Annotated in this window: 22 protein-coding genes; 1 reads left to right on the forward strand and 21 read right to left on the reverse strand. The window is 51.2% G+C overall.

Annotated elements, in window-relative coordinates:
* Positions 1-179: 179 nt before the first annotated feature.
* The 15 genes from ACOZK9_RS23955 to ACOZK9_RS24025 form a co-directional block, all read right to left on the reverse strand.
* The gene (locus ACOZK9_RS23955; RefSeq protein ID WP_421556698.1) at positions 180-455 is read right to left on the reverse strand and encodes a hypothetical protein; all 276 of its coding nucleotides are present in this window, start codon (positions 453-455) and stop codon (positions 180-182) included.
* A gap of 100 nt (positions 456-555) precedes the next feature.
* Positions 556-918, reverse strand: coding sequence for a hypothetical protein (locus tag ACOZK9_RS23960; RefSeq protein ID WP_421556699.1), 363 nt, complete (start codon positions 916-918; stop codon positions 556-558).
* Positions 919-977: 59 nt separating this feature from the next.
* Entirely contained in the window at positions 978-1133 is a 156-nt protein-coding gene (locus tag ACOZK9_RS23965) for a hypothetical protein (protein ID WP_421556700.1), read from the reverse strand.
* An 87-nt stretch (positions 1134-1220) separates the two neighbouring features.
* Entirely contained in the window at positions 1221-1403 is a 183-nt protein-coding gene (locus ACOZK9_RS23970) for a hypothetical protein (RefSeq protein WP_421556701.1), read from the reverse strand.
* The gene (locus tag ACOZK9_RS23975; protein ID WP_421556702.1) at positions 1403-2065 is read right to left on the reverse strand and encodes a tyrosine-type recombinase/integrase; all 663 of its coding nucleotides are present in this window, start codon (positions 2063-2065) and stop codon (positions 1403-1405) included. Before ACOZK9_RS23975 ends, ACOZK9_RS23970 begins: the two co-directional genes overlap by 1 nt.
* Positions 2066-2168: 103 nt before the next feature.
* On the reverse strand, positions 2169-2462 hold the full coding sequence (locus ACOZK9_RS23980) for a hypothetical protein (RefSeq protein WP_421556703.1): 294 nt from the start codon (positions 2460-2462) through the stop codon (positions 2169-2171).
* 101 nt (positions 2463-2563) lie between these two features.
* Positions 2564-2761, reverse strand: a complete 198-nt coding sequence (locus ACOZK9_RS23985; protein ID WP_421556704.1) for a hypothetical protein — start codon at positions 2759-2761, stop codon at positions 2564-2566.
* 52 nt (positions 2762-2813) lie between these two features.
* Complete coding sequence (locus ACOZK9_RS23990; protein ID WP_421556705.1) at positions 2814-3455, reverse strand: SOS response-associated peptidase; 642 nt, start codon at positions 3453-3455, stop codon at positions 2814-2816.
* Positions 3456-3483: 28 nt separating this feature from the next.
* Complete coding sequence (umuC, locus tag ACOZK9_RS23995; RefSeq protein ID WP_421556776.1) at positions 3484-4776, reverse strand: translesion error-prone DNA polymerase V subunit UmuC; 1293 nt, start codon at positions 4774-4776, stop codon at positions 3484-3486.
* Between the two features lie 2 nt (positions 4777-4778).
* Positions 4779-5213 carry a LexA family protein gene (locus ACOZK9_RS24000; protein ID WP_421556706.1) on the reverse strand — a complete coding sequence of 145 codons (435 nt, stop codon included), beginning with the start codon at positions 5211-5213 and terminating at the stop codon, positions 4779-4781.
* Positions 5214-5919: 706 nt separating this feature from the next.
* Entirely contained in the window at positions 5920-6681 is a 762-nt protein-coding gene (locus ACOZK9_RS24005) for a hypothetical protein (RefSeq protein WP_421556777.1), read from the reverse strand.
* 371 nt (positions 6682-7052) lie between these two features.
* Positions 7053-7310 (reverse strand): plasmid replication protein RepB, encoded by a 258-nt coding sequence (locus ACOZK9_RS24010; RefSeq protein WP_421556707.1) that lies wholly within the window; start codon positions 7308-7310, stop codon positions 7053-7055.
* A 146-nt stretch (positions 7311-7456) separates the two neighbouring features.
* The gene (locus tag ACOZK9_RS24015) at positions 7457-7885 is read right to left on the reverse strand and encodes a hypothetical protein (RefSeq protein ID WP_421556708.1); all 429 of its coding nucleotides are present in this window, start codon (positions 7883-7885) and stop codon (positions 7457-7459) included.
* Between the two features lie 60 nt (positions 7886-7945).
* Positions 7946-12724 (reverse strand): LPD7 domain-containing protein, encoded by a 4779-nt coding sequence (locus ACOZK9_RS24020; RefSeq protein WP_421556709.1) that lies wholly within the window; start codon positions 12722-12724, stop codon positions 7946-7948.
* Complete coding sequence (locus ACOZK9_RS24025) at positions 12714-13496, reverse strand: hypothetical protein (RefSeq protein ID WP_421556710.1); 783 nt, start codon at positions 13494-13496, stop codon at positions 12714-12716. The genes ACOZK9_RS24020 and ACOZK9_RS24025 overlap by 11 nt, the downstream gene beginning before the upstream one ends.
* A 311-nt stretch (positions 13497-13807) precedes the next feature.
* On the opposite strand from ACOZK9_RS24025, the gene ACOZK9_RS24030 reads away from it, so the two are divergent.
* Positions 13808-14185: a hypothetical protein gene (locus tag ACOZK9_RS24030; protein WP_421556711.1), complete on the forward strand. Its 378-nt coding sequence runs from the start codon at positions 13808-13810 to the stop codon at positions 14183-14185.
* A 34-nt stretch (positions 14186-14219) separates the two neighbouring features.
* Here the strand turns inward: ACOZK9_RS24030 and ACOZK9_RS24035 are convergent, their stop codons facing one another.
* The 6 genes from ACOZK9_RS24035 to ACOZK9_RS24060 all read right to left on the reverse strand — a co-directional run bounded on the left by ACOZK9_RS24035 (position 14220) and on the right by ACOZK9_RS24060 (position 20573).
* Positions 14220-14792 carry a hypothetical protein gene (locus ACOZK9_RS24035; RefSeq protein ID WP_421556712.1) on the reverse strand — a complete coding sequence of 191 codons (573 nt, stop codon included), beginning with the start codon at positions 14790-14792 and terminating at the stop codon, positions 14220-14222.
* A gap of 2 nt (positions 14793-14794) precedes the next feature.
* Positions 14795-15511, reverse strand: coding sequence for a StbB family protein (gene stbB / locus ACOZK9_RS24040; RefSeq protein WP_421556713.1), 717 nt, complete (start codon positions 15509-15511; stop codon positions 14795-14797).
* A 290-nt stretch (positions 15512-15801) separates the two neighbouring features.
* Positions 15802-16335 (reverse strand): single-stranded DNA-binding protein, encoded by a 534-nt coding sequence (locus tag ACOZK9_RS24045; RefSeq protein ID WP_421556714.1) that lies wholly within the window; start codon positions 16333-16335, stop codon positions 15802-15804.
* Positions 16336-16374: 39 nt separating this feature from the next.
* Positions 16375-18519 carry a type IA DNA topoisomerase gene (locus ACOZK9_RS24050; RefSeq protein ID WP_421556715.1) on the reverse strand — a complete coding sequence of 715 codons (2145 nt, stop codon included), beginning with the start codon at positions 18517-18519 and terminating at the stop codon, positions 16375-16377.
* A gap of 23 nt (positions 18520-18542) precedes the next feature.
* The gene (locus ACOZK9_RS24055; protein ID WP_421556716.1) at positions 18543-18917 is read right to left on the reverse strand and encodes a TrbM/KikA/MpfK family conjugal transfer protein; all 375 of its coding nucleotides are present in this window, start codon (positions 18915-18917) and stop codon (positions 18543-18545) included.
* 60 nt (positions 18918-18977) lie between these two features.
* On the reverse strand, positions 18978-20573 hold the full coding sequence (locus tag ACOZK9_RS24060; protein WP_421556717.1) for a type IV secretory system conjugative DNA transfer family protein: 1596 nt from the start codon (positions 20571-20573) through the stop codon (positions 18978-18980).
* Between the last annotated feature and the right edge of the window lie 91 nt (positions 20574-20664).

Below are 20664 nucleotides of genomic sequence, written 5' to 3' on the forward strand. Positions count from 1 at the left end.
ATCTAGACCGATGGCTCAGCCCAAAAATGGAAACCCCCGTAGATACGGGGGTTTCGGCCTTGTGTCAATCTATGTTGTGTCGTGTCAATCTTTATTGTTTTGTGTCAATCTTTATTGTTAGAAACCAGCTGGCTGTTGCCATCACCAAAAACACTGTTGCCATAGGTCGTTTTCCGTTGTTATTCGGCATCGGCCGGCGCGTAGTCGTCGGGCTCGCCCAGCGCGATCTGCGCCGCCGCTCCGATGAAGCTCATCAGATTATCCGCCTCATCAGCCATCAGGGCGCGCAGGCGAATCTTTTCGGCGTTGTTGCCCTCGCATGACAGCCAAGCGTGCCGCGCCTGGCGGTAGGCATTGAAGCCATCCAGCTTATGGTCATCCAGGGTGATGGTCAGCGGTTCAGTGAGCAGCGCAGGGGGCTCGGTGCGGATGTACTTACGGGTGATGGTGGCCATGTCGTCATTCCGTCGATGAGGTGGACGCCAGAGGGGCATCCTTCTACTGCGTTAGCCCCACGTTTTGACGGCGGGGCTTGTGGTGGGCCTGGGCGGTTTCCTATGCTTCTGCGTCGGCTCGCCGCTGAGCCTCGATCTGGTGGTAAGCGTCGGTGTCGATCCCCCCGCAGCGCTCGATCAAAGCCATTTCTTTGCAATTCGTACGCAGTTCCTCAAGCGTTATTGTCGGGTCGTCATCCACAGGGTTGTAACCCACTGTGTTCTCGTACCACGCCGCAAGCTGTGCTTGGTCCATGCTATCGAAATCAATATTCAGCACAGCACGAGCTAAAACCTTCGCATCTGCCAGCGCATCACCGTCACACGGGTTTTCGTCCAACCAGCTTTCAGCTGCCAAAGCTTTCAGTGCAGCGAGGGCGTTTAATTGGACTAATGCCCTGAATTGCTGGTTAAGAATGATCATTGTGATGTCCTTGAACTGATGAGGTTGCCCGGCGTACCGGGCTGGTGGAGGTAAATGGATCAGTCAATTAAGAGGCAGCTTGCACCGTCGTGATAGACGTAATCAGTGCAGTTAACAGCTTCAAAACCCTCATCCTGACTTTTCACCACCACAGCAATATCGCCCTGCGTTTCAAGCAATTCTTGCAGCTCTTTAACCAGTTCACTCAGCAGCATTTTCAGCGTCCTCATTGGTGTGTTTCAATGAGGTTATTTTGAACTATAGTTAATTAATGATCAAGCTAAATATTAACTATAGTTCAATTAATTGCGAGTCGGAAGCCCCTTTACGGCATCGTCCCAGTGCGCCGCACGCTGCGGATTTTTGATAATTTTGCTGATCCACGCTTCGGAAACCTCCCAGCGCAAAGCGAGGGTTTTGCCAGTCCAACCACGCTGTTTGAATACAGCTTTGAACTCATCCGGCGTCAGGCGCTGAACTTCCATCAAATGACTCTCCGAACTATGTCGCCCAAGCGCGCAGGATCGCCCGCACAGAGCTTTTTAACCGCTTCCAGGCTCTCGATGCCCAGTATCTCGCTGATGTGCCGCAGATCTATGCCGTGACGTTTGAGTTTTACCGCCAATGTCCGCCGCCCTGACTGCGAGCTGGCCCCCTCGATGCCCGCCATTGAGAGCAGGCGGGTGTAGAGTCGGGTCAGTTGATTCGCGCTGTAGTAAGTCTTCCCGTCGCGCACCTGGGCGCTAATCTTCAAGCCTTCGCCAGTGCGACCAGAAACGAACAATGGCGAGTAGGGATCGAGGCCACGAAAAGCCATCGCCCTGGTGGAAACCCCGTGACCGCGCACAAGCCGCTCTGAGAGGTGTGCGTCTATCGCATTAGTCAGCTTCTTGCTGGTCCAGCACAGTGGCCTTGAGCGATGGTTGTAGGCAATCTCTGCTCGTACCTGAGAATCGACCAGTACCGGGCCCGCGTCGGTGAGATAGTCGCTCACGCGCAGGCGACAAATTTCAGTCACAGTCATGCCGGTGCCGAAACAAGTCAGCAACAACGCGGCATCCCGGTTGCCGTTCTCAGAGCTGCTGACCCTGGCAACCTTCACCGCGTGTTCAAGCTGTTCATCTTCAATAACGATGGCCTTGGGCATGTATCACTCTAAGCGACAAATAGTCGTCAATCCTAACATAGCTGGATAGCAAAAAGGCCGAGGATAGCCCCGGCCTTTTGTTGTTTCTGCTGTTCACGGAAAATTATTTGGTCAACAAAAGATCAGGACAAATATTTCCGACATAGAGGGCGATAGTTTCCATCTGCGCGCTGCTGATTTCATCTCGTGCTGATGCGCCAGTAATCATTCCTATAGCAATGCCGGTGTGGTAGACATCGCGCTTGGAGTTCACCTCACTGATCGTTGCAGCAAGCATCCATCGAGCTGCGAACGGTAGACACTCAACAATAGTTCGAATGTTTGCCGGAAGTTTGGCTAGAAATTTTTGCGCATCGGCTTCGGCGATGCGGCGGTGTTCTTCTGTATCAAGCGTCAAAGTAATTCTCCAAGCTGTTAAGGGGTTAGTAGCACCTGCAGCGGTGATCACTGATCTTATACGTATCCAGGCTCAGACCAAAGGCGAAGGGGCACGGAAAATTAATCCTTGGCTTGCAGTTCCTTTTCAATATCGGCCAAGTCCTGCGCGAAAGCTTGGTCAAGCAGGCTCGGTTTCTTTTTCCACGGTTTCGTTTCCGGGTCAGGCTCTGCTGCGTAACGCGTAACGGCATCAGGATGGGCTCGCAGGTGCTGCTCTAACTGTTCCTGCAGCTGTCGACGCAGTTGTTCTTTGGTCATTCAAACAGTCTCGTTTTTATAAAATCGGGTCAGTTATTGGCACAACTTAAATTCACATGGCCACCGCCATGCGATCGGCCGGGTACTGGCGCATAAACTCCATGCTATCCCCGGCCGGGGCCTTCAACCAATCCCCGTACAACCCTTTCGGCAATATCACCACCATGCGCTTTTCATCCTGGGGCTTGTGGTAGTTGCGCATGAACGGGTGATCGTCCGCGTTGATGGTCAGCATGGTGTAGCTGTGCAGGATCTGCCCGGTACCAGGATCGCGCCATTGCTCCCACAAACCTGCAATGCCTAATAACTCACCGTCTGTACGGGTGATACGCGTTGCAATTGATTTTCCTGATCGCCAATCAGGCTCATAGATCGCCGCAGCAGGGATAATGCAGTGCTGGGCCTTTTTCCAAGCCGTGCGGAACGATGGTTTTTCGCTCGCCGTCTCCGATCGGCTGTTGTAAGTGTGCTTGGCGATTTTGGTGTCTTTGCTCCAGGACGGAATCAGCCCAAACGAGCCTGAAAGCGCTTCCACCGGCGCCGGTGATTCTGCATCGAGGTCAACGTGTTCCGCGCGGCGGATGAAAGGTCCGATGTAGCCTGGATACAGGTCCAACTTGCCCTGCTCATAGGACTCAACGCCAAAGGCCTCAGCCACCAGGTGCGGCGCCGGTGCTTCGTAATGGCTACACATACACAAACTCCCTTCTAAACCTGACGCGTTAATTGGCGTTAACGGTCCACAACTGATCAAGCCTGGTGGTGTAGCTCTGGCTCATCAACTCACGGCGCATCGCCCAGACCGGCGCCGCCGGCACTGCCGCTGCGCGCAGCGTGCCGCGTCCCCACCGATTGTTGATCTCATCGAGAACGTTCATCACTTTGTCTGCAGCAGCTGGCTGCGTGTGCGCAAACAGGTCGTCGGTGAATTCACCAGGTTGACGCAGATCCATCAGCAACACCTCAGCCTTGCTGTATCGGAACCCTGGCCGGAACAGGCGTTCCACCGCCTGCGTAGCGGCCTTAGTGATCACACGCACGTCATTGGTGGGGTAGGGCAACTCCACCAACACGCCGTTAGCGTAACGGGCTTCGTCAGGGTTAAACATGCCGGTGCGGATGCTCACGCGAATTTTCTTGCACAGCGAATGCTGGGCTCTCAGCTTTTCTGACGCACGCTGCGCGTAGGTGGCCACCGCCTCTTTGATCGGCTCTATCTTCTCCAGACGCACGCCGAACATTCTACTGCAGCAGATTTCCTGCTTAGCCGGTGCCGCATCTTCCAGAGCCAGGCACGACGTGCCCGCGAGCTCACGCACAGTTTTCTCCAGAACAACGCTGAATTTTCGCCCGAGCAAGAGCGGATCGGCCTTGGCCAAGTCCATTGCCGTGTGGATGCCGAGGGCATTCATGTGCGCGGTCATGCGTCGACCAATCCCCCACACTTCCTCAACGGCCGTGTTGCGCAACACCCAATCGCGTTTAAAAGGGTCACACAGATCCACGACGCCACCGGTCTGCGCCTGCAGCCGTTTTGCGGTGTGATTAGCCAGTTTTGCCAAGGTTTTGGTGTGGGCAATGCCCACGCCTACGGGAATTCCGGTGTGTTTTAGGACCTTGGCACGAATCTTCCGCCCAAACTCGGTGAGGTTTCCGGGCATGCCGGAGAGGTCGCAAAATATTTCGTCAATACTGTAAACCTCGCTTTCGCAAACCATTGATTCTATTAGAGTCATCACGCGTTCAGACAATTGACCGTACAACGCATAATTTGAAGAAAACGGCACAATTCCGTGACGCCGGAGTGTGTCCTTAATCTGAAAAAAGGGCGCGCCCATTTTGACAAAAGGCTTAGCGTCATAGCTCCGCGCGATGACGCAACCATCGTTGTTGCTGAGTACCACGATCGGCGTATTGGACAAGTCCGGCCGGAACACACGCTCGCAACTGGCGTAAAAGCTGTTGCAGTCCGCGAGTGCGAACACGGGGGTAGCTGAATCGAGCGGGCCGTTCACGCTCACGATGATCGCTCGTGGTCACGCACGCTGTAGTTGACCACTCCCCAAATCACCAGCTCGTCGCCTTCCATGACGTACCTTGGCGGAAATTTTGGATTCTCGGCCATCAAGACCACTTGGCCATCGCGCTTATTCAGACGTTTGCACACGCACTCGGTATTGAGTGCCGCAATGACAATATCGCCATGACGCGCCGTTTTGCTTCGGTCGACGATCACCAGGTCACCGCTAAAAATACCTGCACCTTGCATGCTGTCGCCAAGGATCTTTGCCAAGTACATATGCGGTGCACGTATATCAAACAATTCATCCAGCGATATTAGCTTTTCCAGGTGATCCGCTGCCGGCGACGGGAAGCCGGCGGATACCTGTGACGAGTAAAGTGGTAAGGCTTCACCACCGCTGTCGATTGGACCGAGTAGGGTCACGTTCATGCGCCTGACCTGAGAAAGATAACTGTATGAATAGACAGTTAACTGTTAACGGCGAAGCGCGTCAATTTGAACCGACCGAATGCAGCGTCACCACGTTGGCCACGTCGAACAGACTTTTCAAAACGCATGCCTTCACCGAAGGCACATCACGGTCTACGGATACCGGATACCTTGACCTAGCCTGTGCGCACACGCACCCGGTTGAGGCGCAGGGCGGCTTGCCGTCCTGGGGCGATTTATCCGGGTCTTAGCGCCCGAAGGGTGGCCGAAGGCCAGGGCAGGGCAGCTTCATCGCCCTGGGCCGCTTAGACAGGCTTTAACGCGGTAGTCGGGTTTGCTTGATTGCTGCGGGTGCAGGGGCCGCAGGCTCCTGCCGGGGTTTGGGGCTTGGCCCCATGCATTGTCCGCGCCGTGCCTTCGGCACGACAATGCGCGGGCATTATCAGAGAGGTGTTTACACCTCGGAAATCTCTGCTTTTCCCGAAGGGGGTAGCTGAAGGGGGTATAAAATTCCATTTATTTCTAAAGCTCTTGGTTGGGCCTGGCCAGGTGCCTATTCTCTTGCTGCCGGCACGCAAAATCAGTGGCACTTTTGCTCTCGCCGGCGCCGGCCGATCGAGGGTGCTGAAACACCATAAAATACAGGCGTGACAATGCCTCCGCGTGAGCGGATAAGAAAAAAGGCGGATTTTGATTGGGGAGAGTATTAAGAGCGTTTGCCCTCTTTGGCCACCCTGTCGAGCAACTGGTTCATCCTATCCATAGCGTTAACCGGCCCTTTAGGCTTCCCTGGCACGTTGCCTGAGGTTTGCGGCGACGTTGCCGGCGATGAGCTGTCCTGATTTTCTTTGGCCTGCCAGCGAGCCCGGGAAACCTCACGTCTGTGCTGCTCGCGAGAGTAGCTTGCTATGTCATCCAGACGCCGCTGGTTGATTGTCGCCAGTTGCACCTGCCGGCGTTTACGCGCCGAGTTCTGCACGCGCTTGAACACGGGCAACAGGCCCAAGTCCTTCCAGAATAATTTTGTGAACCGGACCAGCACGCGCGTACGCACCAGGTGCAGGCCGTTTTCATCCTTTTCATCCAGTCGCACACGCTCGATCCGGCGATAGACGTAGCCGGCGGCATCAAGAGTCTTGAACAGACGACACAACACGGGTGCTGAAATGGGCGAATCCTCTGCGATTCGTCGCTGGGTATTCAATACGTAACGGCCGTTATCCTCATCGAGGAAGCCCAGCACACCGGTGGCCAAGTCCAAGCGGACCAGAATCTGCTCGGCCGCTTTCTCGATGGCCACGAATTTTTCAATGCGCGTGCGGCGATCGCCATTTACGCGATCGAGGCCTCGCAGGTAACGACCGCGCAGCGTCGCGATGTTGCTCAACCGCTCGTACGCGGATCTGATCAGTGGGTTTTTTAGTTGTTGCTCGGACAAATGCCGGGGGGCCGCATAAACGGGTGGCATTGCCCGCGCGGGACGCCGTAAGGCGGAGTGCGGATTAGAGGGGTCAAGTCGTACGACTTTTAGCTTTGCCATTAGGCATGCCCTCCACGATAACTACTACCGTTCAGGGCAATCTGTGCTGTGTGTTGCGTGCCGTTACCGTAACGGGCATGCACAGCGGCTGAGGATACGAAGTCCATTTTTAAACGCCATTCGGCGGGAAGCTAATTTGGTTGACATTTTCCGGGTTGCAAGAACCCGAAGTGCCAGCCATAATTGGCTCACCTGATTGTGATGTGTGAACAGGTTTCCCCCGTCGAAAGAGAAAAACCTGTTCAAGATTTTCCAAAAAGCCCGGTTACCAGCCGGGCTTTTTGGTTTCTGCTATTCCGTTATGCCACTTGCAAATTCTCCACCTGTGTTATCACTTGCGTGAATCCAACTCTTGCCGCATCGGCATGCACCGACTCAAGACTTTTGTAGACTTTTCGCCGATCCGACCGGGCGATCGTCATGTGTTCCTTCGAACCATCTTTACAGACGGCGATCAGTTCCCATGCGTTTAGCTGCATAGGAACAGGGACAACGAGGGCGGATTTAAGCCCCCCTTCCTGGAACAATTTGCGCATCGCTGAGAGATCCACGGCCATCACGCCCCTCGAATCGTTGTGGTAATAACGAGCCAAGCGTAAGCGTGGTCGCATGAAAAAGCAAATTCATGCAGCCGGATTTTGATGAAGTGCAGTATTTGCAGGTACGTGAATGCAGGATTTTCAGCTTTTATGCTAATGGCTTGTCAGAGCAGAAAATGCTCACGAGGCAGACTTTGAGGAAACCAATCATCCGCGTTCCATCGGTCCAGTGCCGCCTGTAGTGAATCACCACCCTGTGTTACGGCGCTGTCGGTGTGGTTCATACAGACCACGAGGACGACGCCTTTGGCAGTGCTATAACCCGGACCGAAATCAGGCCTTTGTCCGCACTCTGGACATGCTTTTACAAACGGGTTACGAGCCTTGAGTAGGTTAATTTCAGCAACGTTTTCAACGTGCATGACCTTCTCAAGAATCGCGCGCTGCTGATCAACAAGATCACTATATGCTTCGGGGTTTTGTCTGAGGATCTGCGCTAACGTATCCAATAATTCCCCTCGGCTACCCGCCGGCAGATTCTCAAACCCTGCCTTGGCCAGCGCTCTTTGAACTTGGAGGTCTTCTTTTTTCACGTTCGATACTCCTTCACGTTCAAAAACCTCCCCCAAACAAGGGGGGAGGCTCGGCTTTGCTTAATCCATCGCGGGTCCGAAGTCTTCCTCGATCTCGGTTGCGTCCTGGATGAAAGCGGAAGGTGCTTCTTGCGTTAGCTCGGAGCTTTGAGTTACATGTGCCGAATCGGCCGATACAACCTGGCTAATCCCTAGGGAAGCTGCTATCGCGGCAGGGGCGAGCTTCTGAAGATTGCTTTCAGCGCTAGCCATAATGGTTTTACCACCCTCGATGAAGCGCTTGGCATCGCCAATCTCTACGTTGCATTGGTCGATATATTCCGGACCTCGATGCGCCGAGTGGTTATCACGCATGTTCTCCAGCATCCCAATTTGTCGTGTCGCTTTAGCGATGTTTTCGCCCTGCACTGCCACCTCATTAAGTAACTGCCTGGTGTGCTTCGCTACATCGCCGGCATCCGCCGGGTCGACCGTCACCGAGTCGCCTTTGTGGTCAACCAGAACGATCGGGGCCCCTGGACTTACCTGAACCGCTTCAACGCTGCGTGTTGGTAAGTCCTTAAGGCCAAGTGACGCCGGCTCGCCGTTATGCGTGAATTGCAGAGGCGCAGGCGGCTCTGCATGGGGAGATGTCGAAGACTTGACAGGCGAGGCTTGAGCCGCGTTCAAAGCTAAAGAAATAGCTGTAGGAGCAAGCTTTTGCAGATTGCTTTCTGCGCTGGCCACAATGGCTTTTCCAGTCTCAATGAAGCGCTCTGACTCACCAATTTCTGCGTTGCATTGGTCGATATATTCAGGCTCGCGACCTGCCGCGTGGTTATCCCGCATGTTCACCAGTCGCCGAATATGGTTTGTTGCATCAGCGATTTTCTCGCCCTGCACTGTCACCTCATTAAGTAACTGCCTGGTGTGCTTCGCTACATCGCCGGCATTCGCCGGGTCGACCGTCACCGAGTCGCCTTTGTGGTCAACAAGAACGATCGGCGCCGCTGGAATTAACGGTGTTGCTTCGACGCTGCGCGTTGGCACGGGCGTAAGCCCAAGTGAAGCAGGCTGACCGTTGTGTGTGAATTTCAACGCCTCTGGTGCGGCATTACTGAGCTGGCGTAAAGCTAACTCAGCCTGAGTGAGCTTCATCGTTCCACTTTTTATAGTCAGCTCAGCAGCGCTTATAAGGGCATTGCACTGGTCGATGAATTCAGGCCCACGGTCAGCTGCGTGGTTGTCACGCATATTGGTGTTCAGGTTGATCTGGTTGTTTGCACTGGCAATCGCTTCGGTCTGGTGGATCACCTCGGCCTGCAGCTGGCTAACCTGCTTAGCTACAGCAACCGCATCGTTTGGATCTACCATGAGCGCGTTGGCAGCGACACTTCCCGGTTCTGCGATGAGTCGACTCTCAATTTCGTTGACGATTGGAACAACGAAATCAATAGCCTCGTTGATTGAATCAATGGCTTCCGGTGACTGTTCAGCGCGCTCGTACAAACCTTCAATTGTGCTTTTGAAGGTTTCGCGGTAATCGGCATGCTCAAGGTATTTGCTCACCATTGCTATGCCTTCGGGAGTATGGTCGTTTGTCGCGACCAACCACATGGCATGATCCTCCCCGCGAAGGCTCATCATTGCGCCGGCAGAAAGCACCTCAGCCTCGGTCAGAATTGTTCCTTCGTTAGCAGGGAACTGTTTGCGCCAAGCTTCTTCACGACGCACCATTTCGCTTGGGCTTGGAGTTGCTGCTGCGGCTTGCTGCTCAAGAGCGCTTGCAAGTTGTTCCACCAGTTGAACAATGTCTTCAGGCAATGCAGTAGCAGCTGGAGTTTGTGCAGCTGGTTGCGGGGGTGCTGCTGCAGGTACTTGTGTGATGGCCGCCTCAGGTACTTCTACTGAAACAGTTACCGCCGGTGCAGCTACCTTTGGATCTGCTGACGTACTGTCCGTCTCGGCTGACCAAGCGCGTCGGAAGCCTGGAACCTCCTGGATAGTGCCGTCGGCTTGTTCCTTAGGAATGTTTACGGGTATTTGGCCAAGGTCTTTTAGCTTAACGCGGTCACCCAAGGAAAAAGCCTGTTCGGACATCACTTCTTCGAGTGCTACCCCCCAAAGTGTTTTTTGTCCACCCTCGGTGTTGATGGTTACGAAATAACTGAGCCCTTTGGATTCGTCATCCTTGTACGGGGCAGGGCCATGAGCGACAAGCTCACCGACGACAACGGAACGGTCAACGGCTACAGGCGCCGGTTGAACAACAGGGGCAACAGGCGCGCTTTCTGGTACAGCTGCTTCTGCGGTGCCAGGAGACTGAATTTGCTCACCTTCCTTGGCAATATCCAGCTCTGCAACACGCAACGATAAAGCATCGTTCATTTTCTTATCGGTGAAATGAATGTCCATGCCACCCTTAGCGGCAGCTTCAACGACAAGACGCTTAAATTCATCGGTACCATTAATGGTCAGGGTACTGCCAAATCTTTGTGTTGCGAGCTGCAGTGCAACTCCAACGCCGTCTACTGTGATACCTGTTCGACGCATGGCGATAACAGTACCAGTATCAACAAACAGAGTTTTGTCAGTGGATTTACTAATGTAATGAACATTCTGACTAAACTTCGACTTGCGCGTATAAAGATCTTTTGCAGCGAGTTCACGCGTACGTTCTTTGCTCTGTTCAGGATCAATTTGACTGCTAAATCTTTCCATAACCTTTTTAACTTGATGTCGAATGCCACTGCGCTCTGGCCCTCGCGGTGCTGTAATTGAAAAGGCTACTTCATCTTTGTCGTCGGTAATCAACTGGCGAATTTGTGCGCTACCCATAGAATGAACCTCGGTATGTATTGATGTTTTAATAAGTTCGCTGGCTTTCAAGCGCTCAAACGTAAGCACCGAAAGAAGTTGTGCTTTGTCTTGACGGGTCAAACGTTGATCCGAGAAAAGTGCTCGTCGTACGTCGAAGTACTGCTGGTTGATACGCCTCAACGCATGACGCTGTGCCGGTGCCAACTGATTCTGCTCAGCCTTGCGACTGAATTGGGCCGCTACTGAAGATGCACTTCGGTTTACCGTAAATGGAGTAACCGTTGGAAAAGTGATTTCCAATGGAGCGGCAACGAATTTTTTAAGCGGATCAAAAATCCGCCGGCCATGGGCCTGAATATCATTGAGGGTAGGTACCCGGTGAGGGTTTCGTGCGTAAGGTGGAACTGTGTTTCGGGCTCCAGAGGTTCTTGATTTAGAACGACCGGAGCCTAAAGGCTTCGTCGGATTTACATCGCCCACGTTTGTGGGTCCTCCCCGAGATTTGGGTTGTGGCGGCTCCTCTAATACCAGCGCCTCTCGAATCTCAATCTTCAAACCCTCAAGGCCGAGGGTTTGAAGTGGCTCGAACAACTGTCGACCGCGCGCTTGAATGTCGGTGACGCTTGGAATTTTATGAGGGTTCAGAAATGATGACGGGATACGCTGGACAAAAGGCTTTCGATTCCCAGCAGCTATTCTTTTTCCTGATCTTTTTTCATGCGTAGGAAAGGCGGAAGGTCGTCCTCGTCGTGATGGTCCGTCTTCCGAGGCGACCCGTGGCTTTCCTCCTCCTCCACCTGATACAGCTGATCGCAGTCCAAGATCTCCTCTTGGTTGCGGCTGTCCCACGTGAACGTGTGCATCATTGGGCAGTAGCATCGCACCATCAATGAGGCCGGGTTGTCGGCTTTGCCAGTTAGCTGCCATTTCGCTTCCGGGCAGGTTTTGCACGCGATCGGGAGCGACGGAAGAATCCCCGGCTCGAGCTTTAGTAGAACCTCGCTGATGATTTGACGGCCGCTGGATGGGGCGTATTCGGTCATGATCGACTCCGTGATTTTGATAGAACATGGTTTCACGCTCTGTCAGCAGAGCTACGCGCTCGGCTGGATCAGATGTTGCATAGCGTTTGCGAAATGAAGGTGTTGCCTTATGAACGTATTTAATTTCCCGCGCCCTTTGGGGCCACTGGATAAGCCTTTCATTGATTAATCCAGGGTCAAGAGGTTCTTTTTTTAATTCGCGATTTACAATGAAGTGGTCCTGAAAAATAGTTTCTTTTAAATTTGTAAACTTCGCATCACCGGGTAGTTTTACGGCAATGTATTCGGTGTCCTTGCCTGCATTTCTAACCCTCGTTTCCCCATACTCAGCTACCAATGAATAAAACGCGGAGCGTGAGTGTATATTTTTATCAATAACAGAGGTTACGAGAGCTTGCTTAAACTCTCTATTTTTACCGTAAAAATCGTCCCCCTTGTACCTAGATAAAACCTTAGCTGAGTCGTTTATATCAACACGAATGTTCTCACGCGGTGAAGCCAGGTTGTATTTTTGATTGATGTACTCTTGAAAAGCCTCAAAATATTTTTGGTGATCTAAATAAACACCAACCGGATTTGCTTCATTGCCGCTCAACAGATTAATGCGCGGTACAATTATGTGAACATGAGGTTTACGATCAATCATTTCCCCGGTGGACTTATCCAGTATCTTTTTCATTTTCGGAAGATGTGCTTCCGCATAGAAGTTGTATTCGTTGTCTTGGTAGGCCTGCATGAGGAACTGTTTGAACTCTTGCGTAATGGATCGCAGAGTCTGTTCAGGCACTACATCTTCTTTGAAACTCATAGTGAATGTTAGATAACGATCTTGTCCAACATCCGGAATGCTTTCATAAATAGCTCTTGTGAGGTCAAGATTACCGTCAAGAATCAGTCGGTGGTCCAATTCATCACGGGTGAACTCTCGACCTGCCTTAGTTCCTTTTTCAAGATACTCCTGAGCACCTGTATTGTATCCACCTGTTCTAATCAGCATTATCGATACCTGCCTGAAATAAAGACTCAATCGAGACGAGCAAGTCCAACCATTTAACGTATAATTGTTGGGAAACTATTTTTTTACGCGTTAGATAATCAGACCGCATAGCAAGCTGGGAAATGTTATTGCTTGACTTATTGAAAATGAATATAAGGCGTTTTTTATGATTTGCTGAACGTTTAAAAAGCGGACTTTGATTTAGTATCAATTCTCTGCACACCAGGGGCACAGTTAGCTCAGCTTTGTCTGCAATTATTTGCAGCGGCGCAACTTGCTCAGCAGTAAGACGAAATGAAACAACTGAGGACTTAACTGAATCGTCCACTACGGCTACGTCAAATGAACCAATACGGGCGACCGGATTGTTTTGCTGAACAGCAGCGGAAAGAAGCTCCCTAACAGAGGCCAATTGGTTGAGCCAATGAATGAACCTTCTTTGGCTCAGTAATCCCCGCCGAAAAGATGAGTTCACCTGGAAGGCCAAACTGTTAATGGTATCGCTAGAAACTTTATAGATAGTCAAGAGCCGGACAAGATCAACTGTGGACTCATGAAATACTAAAGGCTTACTAAGCACTAACTGGCGAAAGAAAACTGAAAGCTTGAGGCCAGATGCCTCAATCTTGCTGTCGAACTGAGCCCGCTGTGTAGCAGTTAGCCGGAAGGGCACCACGACGGACGTTCCTACTTTTGCAGGCATAGGTTTTATGCTCCAGGTCTTACCGACAACGACAACGACAACGACAACGGCCAACAACGACAACGACACTGCTTTCCCGCTTTGCGGGGTTTCAAAGGGGTTTCCCCTTTGGCGCGTCGATTGGTTACGAAAAGGCGAAGCTCTTTTTGTAAACGATCGGTAACGTGCCTGTTTGTACGATTCGAATTTGCCTACAGGCTTAGATCAGGACACGAAAAGGACATAGATACGCCCTAGGGAGGACGGAAACGGACCACACCAGCACCAGACTGGGCATATCAGGGACAGAAAAGACGGAGGCAGGACCCTTACAGGACAGAAATCATCTACCGAGGCAAACAAATGTCGTAAGCTATGCAAAACAGCAAAGGTGCAGTGGGATGGCTACAACACTTATTGAAAAGCTCGAAGCTCTGGCTAACGGGAAAACCGCCCGTAGCCAAACCGCGCAGCTACGGGACATTTATCCTCAAGTAGAAAATGCTCTTAGATCCGGAGTAAGCAGAAAGGCTGTTCTGGATGTCTTAAACGAAGATGGATTTAATCTATCTATGCAATCATTTGAGAAAGCGCTTTACAGGATTCGTAAAACACTCAATCCAATTGGCATAAAAGCATCTTCGATAACTACCGAAACCAAAAATCCCGAAAAGAATAATCAGCCTCAGCAACCGAAAAATAATCATCCCATAGATTTTAAAAAAATAAAGGATCAAGAGTTTGATCTGGTCTCTCTATCGGAGAGACCTAACAGTTAAACATCCGTGGGGTGGGCGAGTGTAGAGAAAGAAGCTATTTTACAAACTTCTTTTTAAACTCTGGTGGCAAAGATTCTATAACGGAACGCTGAGTTTTGTACTCGTTATAAAACCACTTATTGGTTTCGTTAGCGTCTTGGGTTGATACGGCAAGCCAAATCATCGTGGCTGTCATAAAACATACAACCACTGAAAAGCTTGCCAACAGAATGTAGTTAAATCTTGTTGCGTGTGTATCGCGAACGCTACCTGACAATTTAGAAAGGCGCTTTTCCATATCCTGCACTTGCTCAGATGCTTTTTTAAGTGCCGGTTCGAAGATACGTTCTAACGAAGAATGTATTGCAGTGGACAATTCTGCGCCTGCATCGAAAGCAGCTTTTGCTGACGTCGCCCTTACAGCCTCAGAAGTAGACTCTTGTAACTGTACAGATGTCTTTTCGGCTTCTTCTACAGCATCCGCTACGATTCTCAGAGACGCTGACATCGACAATTCCAGCACCTTAGGAATAGCCTTTATATCATCATGCAACCGGCCTACATCACTCAAAAGCTCGATGATGAGAGCGTCACGAGCGGTTGTTGGCAATTGACTATCATTGGTCACAATTAAGCCTCCACAAAAAGTTGATCAAATACAAAGTCAAGCTTTCGATTTACGCCTCTTGCCAACAATTTCAAGCCGTACATATCAGACCAGCGCGAGCGTTCTTGAGGCGTTGCCGTATGGGTTTTGAGCATGGATTTGTAATCGTTATCGTCATTCAACAACGTTGCCATTGACATCTTGTGAATTGACAATGCGTCAAACAGTTCTGATTCGAACACACTGCAGTCTGGATTTATCCAAAAAGACTGTTTAATGGCCTGATAATTAAAGATGATTGGAAATTCGTCTTTAACGTCCCTCCGCACCCGATTAAAAATAATCCTAATCTTTTCTGGAGGAACACCAAGAGCCGCAAGACTTTCAATCATTGTTAAGGTTTCTTTCTGTTCCTTAGTACCGGACGTGACGGGTATCACGTAGTAATCGATTTCTTCATGAGCATCTTCAAAGCCCTCAAGGTTGCGCATAAAGTCCTCAACGTTAGACGCCCCCACATCAACAATCGCATGATCGTCAATCATGAACCGCTTAAAGAGTTCGCGGAAGTTGTCACCACGTAGCTTTACTACGTCAACTCCTAAATCCTGGCCGGTCTCATTTATTGACTCAATGGCATAAAAAGTCGCTCCAACCATGCGCGGGTAAAGCAAGTTAACTGCAAGCGTTGTTTTGCCCACAGTGCCTGTGTAGTTTAAAATTACGGCTTTACGATTCATATGTGCTGACCTTTATATGTAAACATACAAAAACAACGTTCCCATAGGAACGCTGTAGCTTAAAGTTTGGTGTGCCGAATGTTTGAACACCAAGGGCGCGGCCCTTGTCATCTCGCCAACGGCCGCGTGGACCTCAGGAGCGCGGGGTGGTGAAGCTACCCCACACTCCTACGGTGAGCCTTTTTGGACGGGGCTAAGTCAAGTGTTCGCTTCGCCCGTGCTTCCGTTCGCCGTAACGGTGAAACAGTTACGACGAGCCGGGAGCGCGGCACCTGACTTCCCTTTTTTGCCTATACCATCATCCAGGTGAACCGGTAGGGGTCCATGAAGGGCACATCGTCATCAAAGCTGTCGAAATCCGGAGCCGGTTGCGACGCGGCCTGCTGTGGCGCTGGGCGCGACTCACGCTGTGGCTGTTGGCTTGGTTGCGGACGCGGTGCCGAGTTCGAAACGCCTCCCTGGCCCTGTTGGTCGCCCTGTGGACGGCCGCCCAGCAGTTGCATGGTGCCTTGCATGTCGACCACGATTTCAGTGGTGTAACGCTTGATACCGTCCTTTTCCCACTCGCGGGTTTGCAGTTTGCCTTCGATGTACACCTGCGAACCTTTGCGCAGGTATTCACCGGCGATCTCTGCCACCTTGCCGAACATCGACACGCGGTGCCATTCGGTTTTCTCGACCTTCTGGCCGGTTTGCTTGTCGGTCCACTGCTCGCTGGTGGCCAAGCTCAAGTTTGTTACCGCGCTTCCGTTGGGAAGGTAGCGAACCTCTGGATCTTGGCCGCAGGTACCCACAAGAATTACTTTATTTACGCCGCGCGCCATGATGCGCTCCTTATTCAGTTATCAGTGGTAGGAAAGGAATCAACGATTGGAAATAAATTCTACTTTGGCTTCATGATTGAGGCGCAGCGCCGCGTCAAAGGGCTTTCCTGCCTTCGTTTTGAAACCCTTAAGCACGCCTGTTTTGCCCTTTGTGAGCAGCAATTCAATTTGACCGAATGTAAGCGTTTTTCGAGCTATTTCAGGGTAAAACCGGAACGTGCAACTACGGCACGCTATGAGCTTTGTTGTGACAGCAAGATCCTTTCCGCACATCGGACACAAAGCATTAATTGTAGGCACCGAGGCAATTTGCATATCCGCCAAATCGATGTGGCTTACCTGGTGCTTTATGAACAGCTCCAGTTCATCCAGGAATGCATCTACGGTTAGCTCCCCAGCCTCGATCATCAACTGCTGCTCATGCCACAAGGCCGTCATATCAGGGCTTGTTGCGATCGAGGGCAAAGCAGCTACGAATTCCAATCCCAACGGTGTGGGAACGAATTTTTTCTTTACTATCTCGTAAAGTCCGCGCTCACGTAGCTTGGTAAGCATCGAGGCTCGTGTTGCAGGGGTGCCAATCCCGCCATGCTCGCCCTTTTTTCCCTTGTCGCGATCGAGTAGCAATTGCTTGATACGCGGGTCCGTTACGTATTTTGCAACTCGTTTCAAGTCCTTAAGCAATGATCCTTCGGAGTAAATGGCCGGCGGCCTAGTTTTCTCTTTCGTTACGGTAACGCCATTACATGAAGCAATGCTTCCCTGAGTTAACCCGGCCAAAAGTTCGAAATCACTTTCGTCAAAGATTTTTTCAACCTTTTCGTCGTTTTCATCTTCTTCTTCAACTTCATTCTCAAGTACCGTCCACCCCGCGTGGGTGACTTTGAGCGCTTGCGATATGAAGGTCTGATCTGCGACACCGAAATTCACTACTACCTTCTGGAACAGCTTAGGGGGCAGGAACTGAACCAAGTATCGCTTCACGATGGCCAGGTACACAGTTTTTTCATCGGCCGTCAGCTGCTCGATGTCGATTTGCTTAGCGGTCGGGATGATTGCCGTGTGCGCAGAAATCTTCGAATCGTCAAATGCCCTGCTTTTCCGATGTGGTTCAACTTTTGTAAAAATTCCCGCCCATTCGGGCAGCGCTCGGGACAACAAATTCAGCGTTGCCGGCACATCGCCGAACTGTTCATCAGACAAATAATTGCAATCGGATCGGTTGTAAGTGATTGCCTGATATTTATCCCTCAACGCTTGGGTGATTGAGAGAGTTTTTTCCGAATCAATCCCGTGCGCACCACTCATCAAAACCTGCAGGTCCAGCAATGCGAACGGCAAAGGCGCCGGCGTTTGTTCCTGGGTGTTCGACACCTGACCTACGACTGCTGTTGAATTGCTGCATGCCTGGGCAAGGACATCCACGTATGACTGATCAATGATTCGATTTTTTTCGTCAACTGGTGCGCCGTTCGCGGGCATCAGCTTGGCCTTAGCCATAGCACCGTTAGCACAGCGAATGGCTGCAGTGACGTTGTAATAGTACGCGGCACTATGACTACGATTCGCCAAATATCTGTTGACGATCAAGCCTAAGATAACGGTCTGCACCCGTCCAACTGGCAGGACACCTTTCATTCCCCGTGCTTGAGCTGCAAGCGTGTAGGCTCGGGTCATGTTGAACCCGTAGAGCTGATCCGCAACGCTGCGTGCAAGTGCTTTTTGATATAGACCGTAAAACTCACTGTTGTCCCTGAGTTGCCCCAGAGCCTTACGTGCAGCATTGGCGTTCATGTCGTTGATCAGGATGCGCTTCACCGGCGATCGATTGCCGTAGTGCTCCAAGACTTCATCAACCAACAACTGTCCCTCGTCGTCCGGGTCGCCTGCATGGACGATTTCCGAAGCCTGTGAAATTAGCTTGGCGACGATTTTGAGCTGACTGGCGGTCCTTGCGATGGGTTGGTACTTAATCGGTCGCAATTTTAGTGGCAGATCAGCCGCATCCCAGTTCGCATAAGCAGGGTTATGAACCTCCGGAGGAGCTAGTTCCAGTAGGTGACCAATACACCAGGTGACGACATCATTACCACTAACAAAAAATCCATCATCTCGCCTGGCATTACCTAAGCCCTCGGCAATTACTTGAGCTAATTGTGGCTTTTCAGCAATAAATACTCTCATGTACCCTCTCCGCTTTATCGTAATCAGCCCTTGGACTTACCAAATGTTCCATTGATTTTTTTGTTGATGTCGCCCGCTGATCCTGGACAACTGTTAAGAAACTGCTCACGTGCAGCTGATGTTTGATCCCATTTAATCTTTCCTTTTTTCTTTACTTCTATAGAGAAGTATTCTTGTGTGGCACTTTTGCATTCACCCCCGCCACTGTTGCCAGTTAATAAACCAAACATGCAAAGCACTGCCTTGCATGGATCGCCTGCAAACGCGGTGCTGCTGTTAGTTAAAAACAACACTAGAAGTGCTGCGGTGGTAAGGCGAAGTTTTGTGCGCTTCTTGTGGAACACAGCTTCAATAACGCTCAGGCACGGGTCGCCCGCCGTATGCACAGATTTTTTCACAATGAATTTCCTACAGAGTTACCTTGCTCGATCGAGGCAAGTGGAATAGTTGAAGGCTATTTATTGATCCTTAGCCGGTGAAGGGTCGTTGCCTGACGATGGGCTCCACTTTTGATAACCCGCGGCCGACAAGCGCTGAGCGACCTCATTCGTCAAATTGCTTGCATGGGGTTCTTTCACAGCTGCTTTCTGCTCAACCAGCCGCACAGAGACGGTGAGTGCATCGATCTTGCTTGCGTCACCTACGGGAAGTGGAGGCGGCTTAATTTTTGATCGAGCGTTAAGGATTTCATCCTCGTAATAGAAAATTTTACGAGCCTTAATTTTCATTGGTGCAGTGGCTTTGGTGCCTTGTACAAACACAATCTGTTGGTCGTAAGGCAGTTCGTTAATGTCTTGAGGGTGCATTAACGGTGTGCCTTGGTCGCTGTAGTTGTCCGTTTGATTGCGCTCATTGAGACTTCGCTTGCCAACCGATTGGGTCTGAACCTTTACTGTTCTGTTCCCCAGTCTTGCGCTGTACTCCTTGGCCAACTCTATATCACCTGGTGCAAAGACAATTTCAATATGGAACGCTTTCATAATTGAATTGCCTTTTTCAACTCCGTATACAGCCCGAATTTGATCTTTACCTTGAAAGATTATGAAGTATCGCAGGCCTGCGCCACGGGTGAGTGCCGGAGCTGTTTCCATGATTTCCATCCGACCCATGATCGCGAATTCGTCCATCAACAGTGCGAGCTGGTACTTATATTTCAGTGTGCCATCTGCACAGTGCCCACCATGCTCAGGCAATGGCTTGGAGTTTTGCCGTATGGCCTGGGTGAAAAACAGGTTCATCAACGGGCCAAACTTCTTCAGCGACTCCTCTGACATGCTGAAGTAAATAGTCGTTCTTTCTTGCCTTGCTTTGGCAAAATCGATTTGATGGTCCGTCTTGCCAGGCGACAAAGCCCAAGCCACGGTTTTTTCTGCGTACATCGAAAGTACATCACGCACGATGTCCGCTGTGGTCGACCACCCACTGCTCTTGTTTTTGGAAGCCTCAAGCACGCCGTTCACTTCACGAAGCGTTTCGTTCGAAAGCGCGTTAGGGCCGCTGCTACGCTCGTTAACGACCTGTTGCGCCCATGCCCCCATTGCAGATCCCAAAGACGCCACCTCATACGCTTGAGGAAGCGTGAACGGCATTTCGGGTGTTTCCATCAAATACAGAAGTACAGCTGTGAACACGTTGCCAGCCTTTGTATACCACTCCTGATTCTTCTCGTTGCTTGACACGAACAAGACGCTGGCCAGGGTCCGGATTTCACCTAAACGATAGAGAGGATCGTCGCTTATTTGGGAGAGTGGATTCCAGCGGTGCGTTTCAAGCCGCTCCGGTGAAAAGCGAAACACCTTGTGTCCAGCTGATGCGCGAAACCCTGAAGTTAGCTCCCAGTTTTCAAACTTCGGGTCATTGATCACCATAGAATCGGGATAGGTAAGGGCGTTCGGAATTACTTCCCCTACCCCTTTCCCTGTGCCCGGCGGTGCAGCCAGCATCACGAATTGTTGACCATAACTGGCCAGGAGCGAGTCTTTTGTGGGATGTCGACCTATTAGGAACGCTGGGTACTCTTCAATCCTTTCCTGCAGCTTATCTGGGCTGTACATCACTTTTCTCCTCCCAGCACGGCGTACCAGCAAGGGTGACCGTGCCAGGCTATTGGGTATTGTCGAATAGATGCGCGTTCACCGGACCTGA

Origin of the sequence: Pseudomonas kitaguniensis, from assembly GCF_049199985.1 — a bacterium.
GTDB classification, from domain to species: domain Bacteria; phylum Pseudomonadota; class Gammaproteobacteria; order Pseudomonadales; family Pseudomonadaceae; genus Aquipseudomonas; species Aquipseudomonas kitaguniensis.

Bases quoted from the DNA above. Each gene is read 5' to 3' on its own strand.
- ACOZK9_RS23960 (WP_421556699.1), bottom strand. From the start codon at position 918: ATGATCATTCTTAACCAGCAATTCAGGGCATTAGTCCAATTAAACGCC.
- ACOZK9_RS24045 (WP_421556714.1), bottom strand. From the start codon at position 16,335: ATGGCGCGCGGCGTAAATAAAGTAATTCTTGTGGGTACCTGCGGCCAA.
- ACOZK9_RS23990 (WP_421556705.1), bottom strand. From the start codon at position 3,455: ATGTGTAGCCATTACGAAGCACCGGCGCCGCACCTGGTGGCTGAGGCC.
- ACOZK9_RS23985 (WP_421556704.1), bottom strand. From the start codon at position 2,761: ATGACCAAAGAACAACTGCGTCGACAGCTGCAGGAACAGTTAGAGCAG.
- ACOZK9_RS24005 (WP_421556777.1), bottom strand. From the start codon at position 6,681: ATGCCACCCGTTTATGCGGCCCCCCGGCATTTGTCCGAGCAACAACTA.
- ACOZK9_RS24030 (WP_421556711.1), top strand. From the start codon at position 13,808: ATGGCTACAACACTTATTGAAAAGCTCGAAGCTCTGGCTAACGGGAAA.
- ACOZK9_RS23955 (WP_421556698.1), bottom strand. From the start codon at position 455: ATGGCCACCATCACCCGTAAGTACATCCGCACCGAGCCCCCTGCGCTG.
- ACOZK9_RS23965 (WP_421556700.1), bottom strand. From the start codon at position 1,133: ATGCTGCTGAGTGAACTGGTTAAAGAGCTGCAAGAATTGCTTGAAACG.
- ACOZK9_RS24020 (WP_421556709.1), bottom strand. From the start codon at position 12,724: ATGCTGATTAGAACAGGTGGATACAATACAGGTGCTCAGGAGTATCTT.
- stbB (WP_421556713.1), bottom strand. From the start codon at position 15,511: ATGAATCGTAAAGCCGTAATTTTAAACTACACAGGCACTGTGGGCAAA.
- ACOZK9_RS24050 (WP_421556715.1), bottom strand. From the start codon at position 18,519: ATGAGAGTATTTATTGCTGAAAAGCCACAATTAGCTCAAGTAATTGCC.
- ACOZK9_RS24000 (WP_421556706.1), bottom strand. From the start codon at position 5,213: ATGAACGTGACCCTACTCGGTCCAATCGACAGCGGTGGTGAAGCCTTA.
- ACOZK9_RS23970 (WP_421556701.1), bottom strand. From the start codon at position 1,403: ATGGAAGTTCAGCGCCTGACGCCGGATGAGTTCAAAGCTGTATTCAAA.
- ACOZK9_RS24060 (WP_421556717.1), bottom strand. From the start codon at position 20,573: ATGTACAGCCCAGATAAGCTGCAGGAAAGGATTGAAGAGTACCCAGCG.
- ACOZK9_RS24010 (WP_421556707.1), bottom strand. From the start codon at position 7,310: ATGGCCGTGGATCTCTCAGCGATGCGCAAATTGTTCCAGGAAGGGGGG.
- ACOZK9_RS23975 (WP_421556702.1), bottom strand. From the start codon at position 2,065: ATGCCCAAGGCCATCGTTATTGAAGATGAACAGCTTGAACACGCGGTG.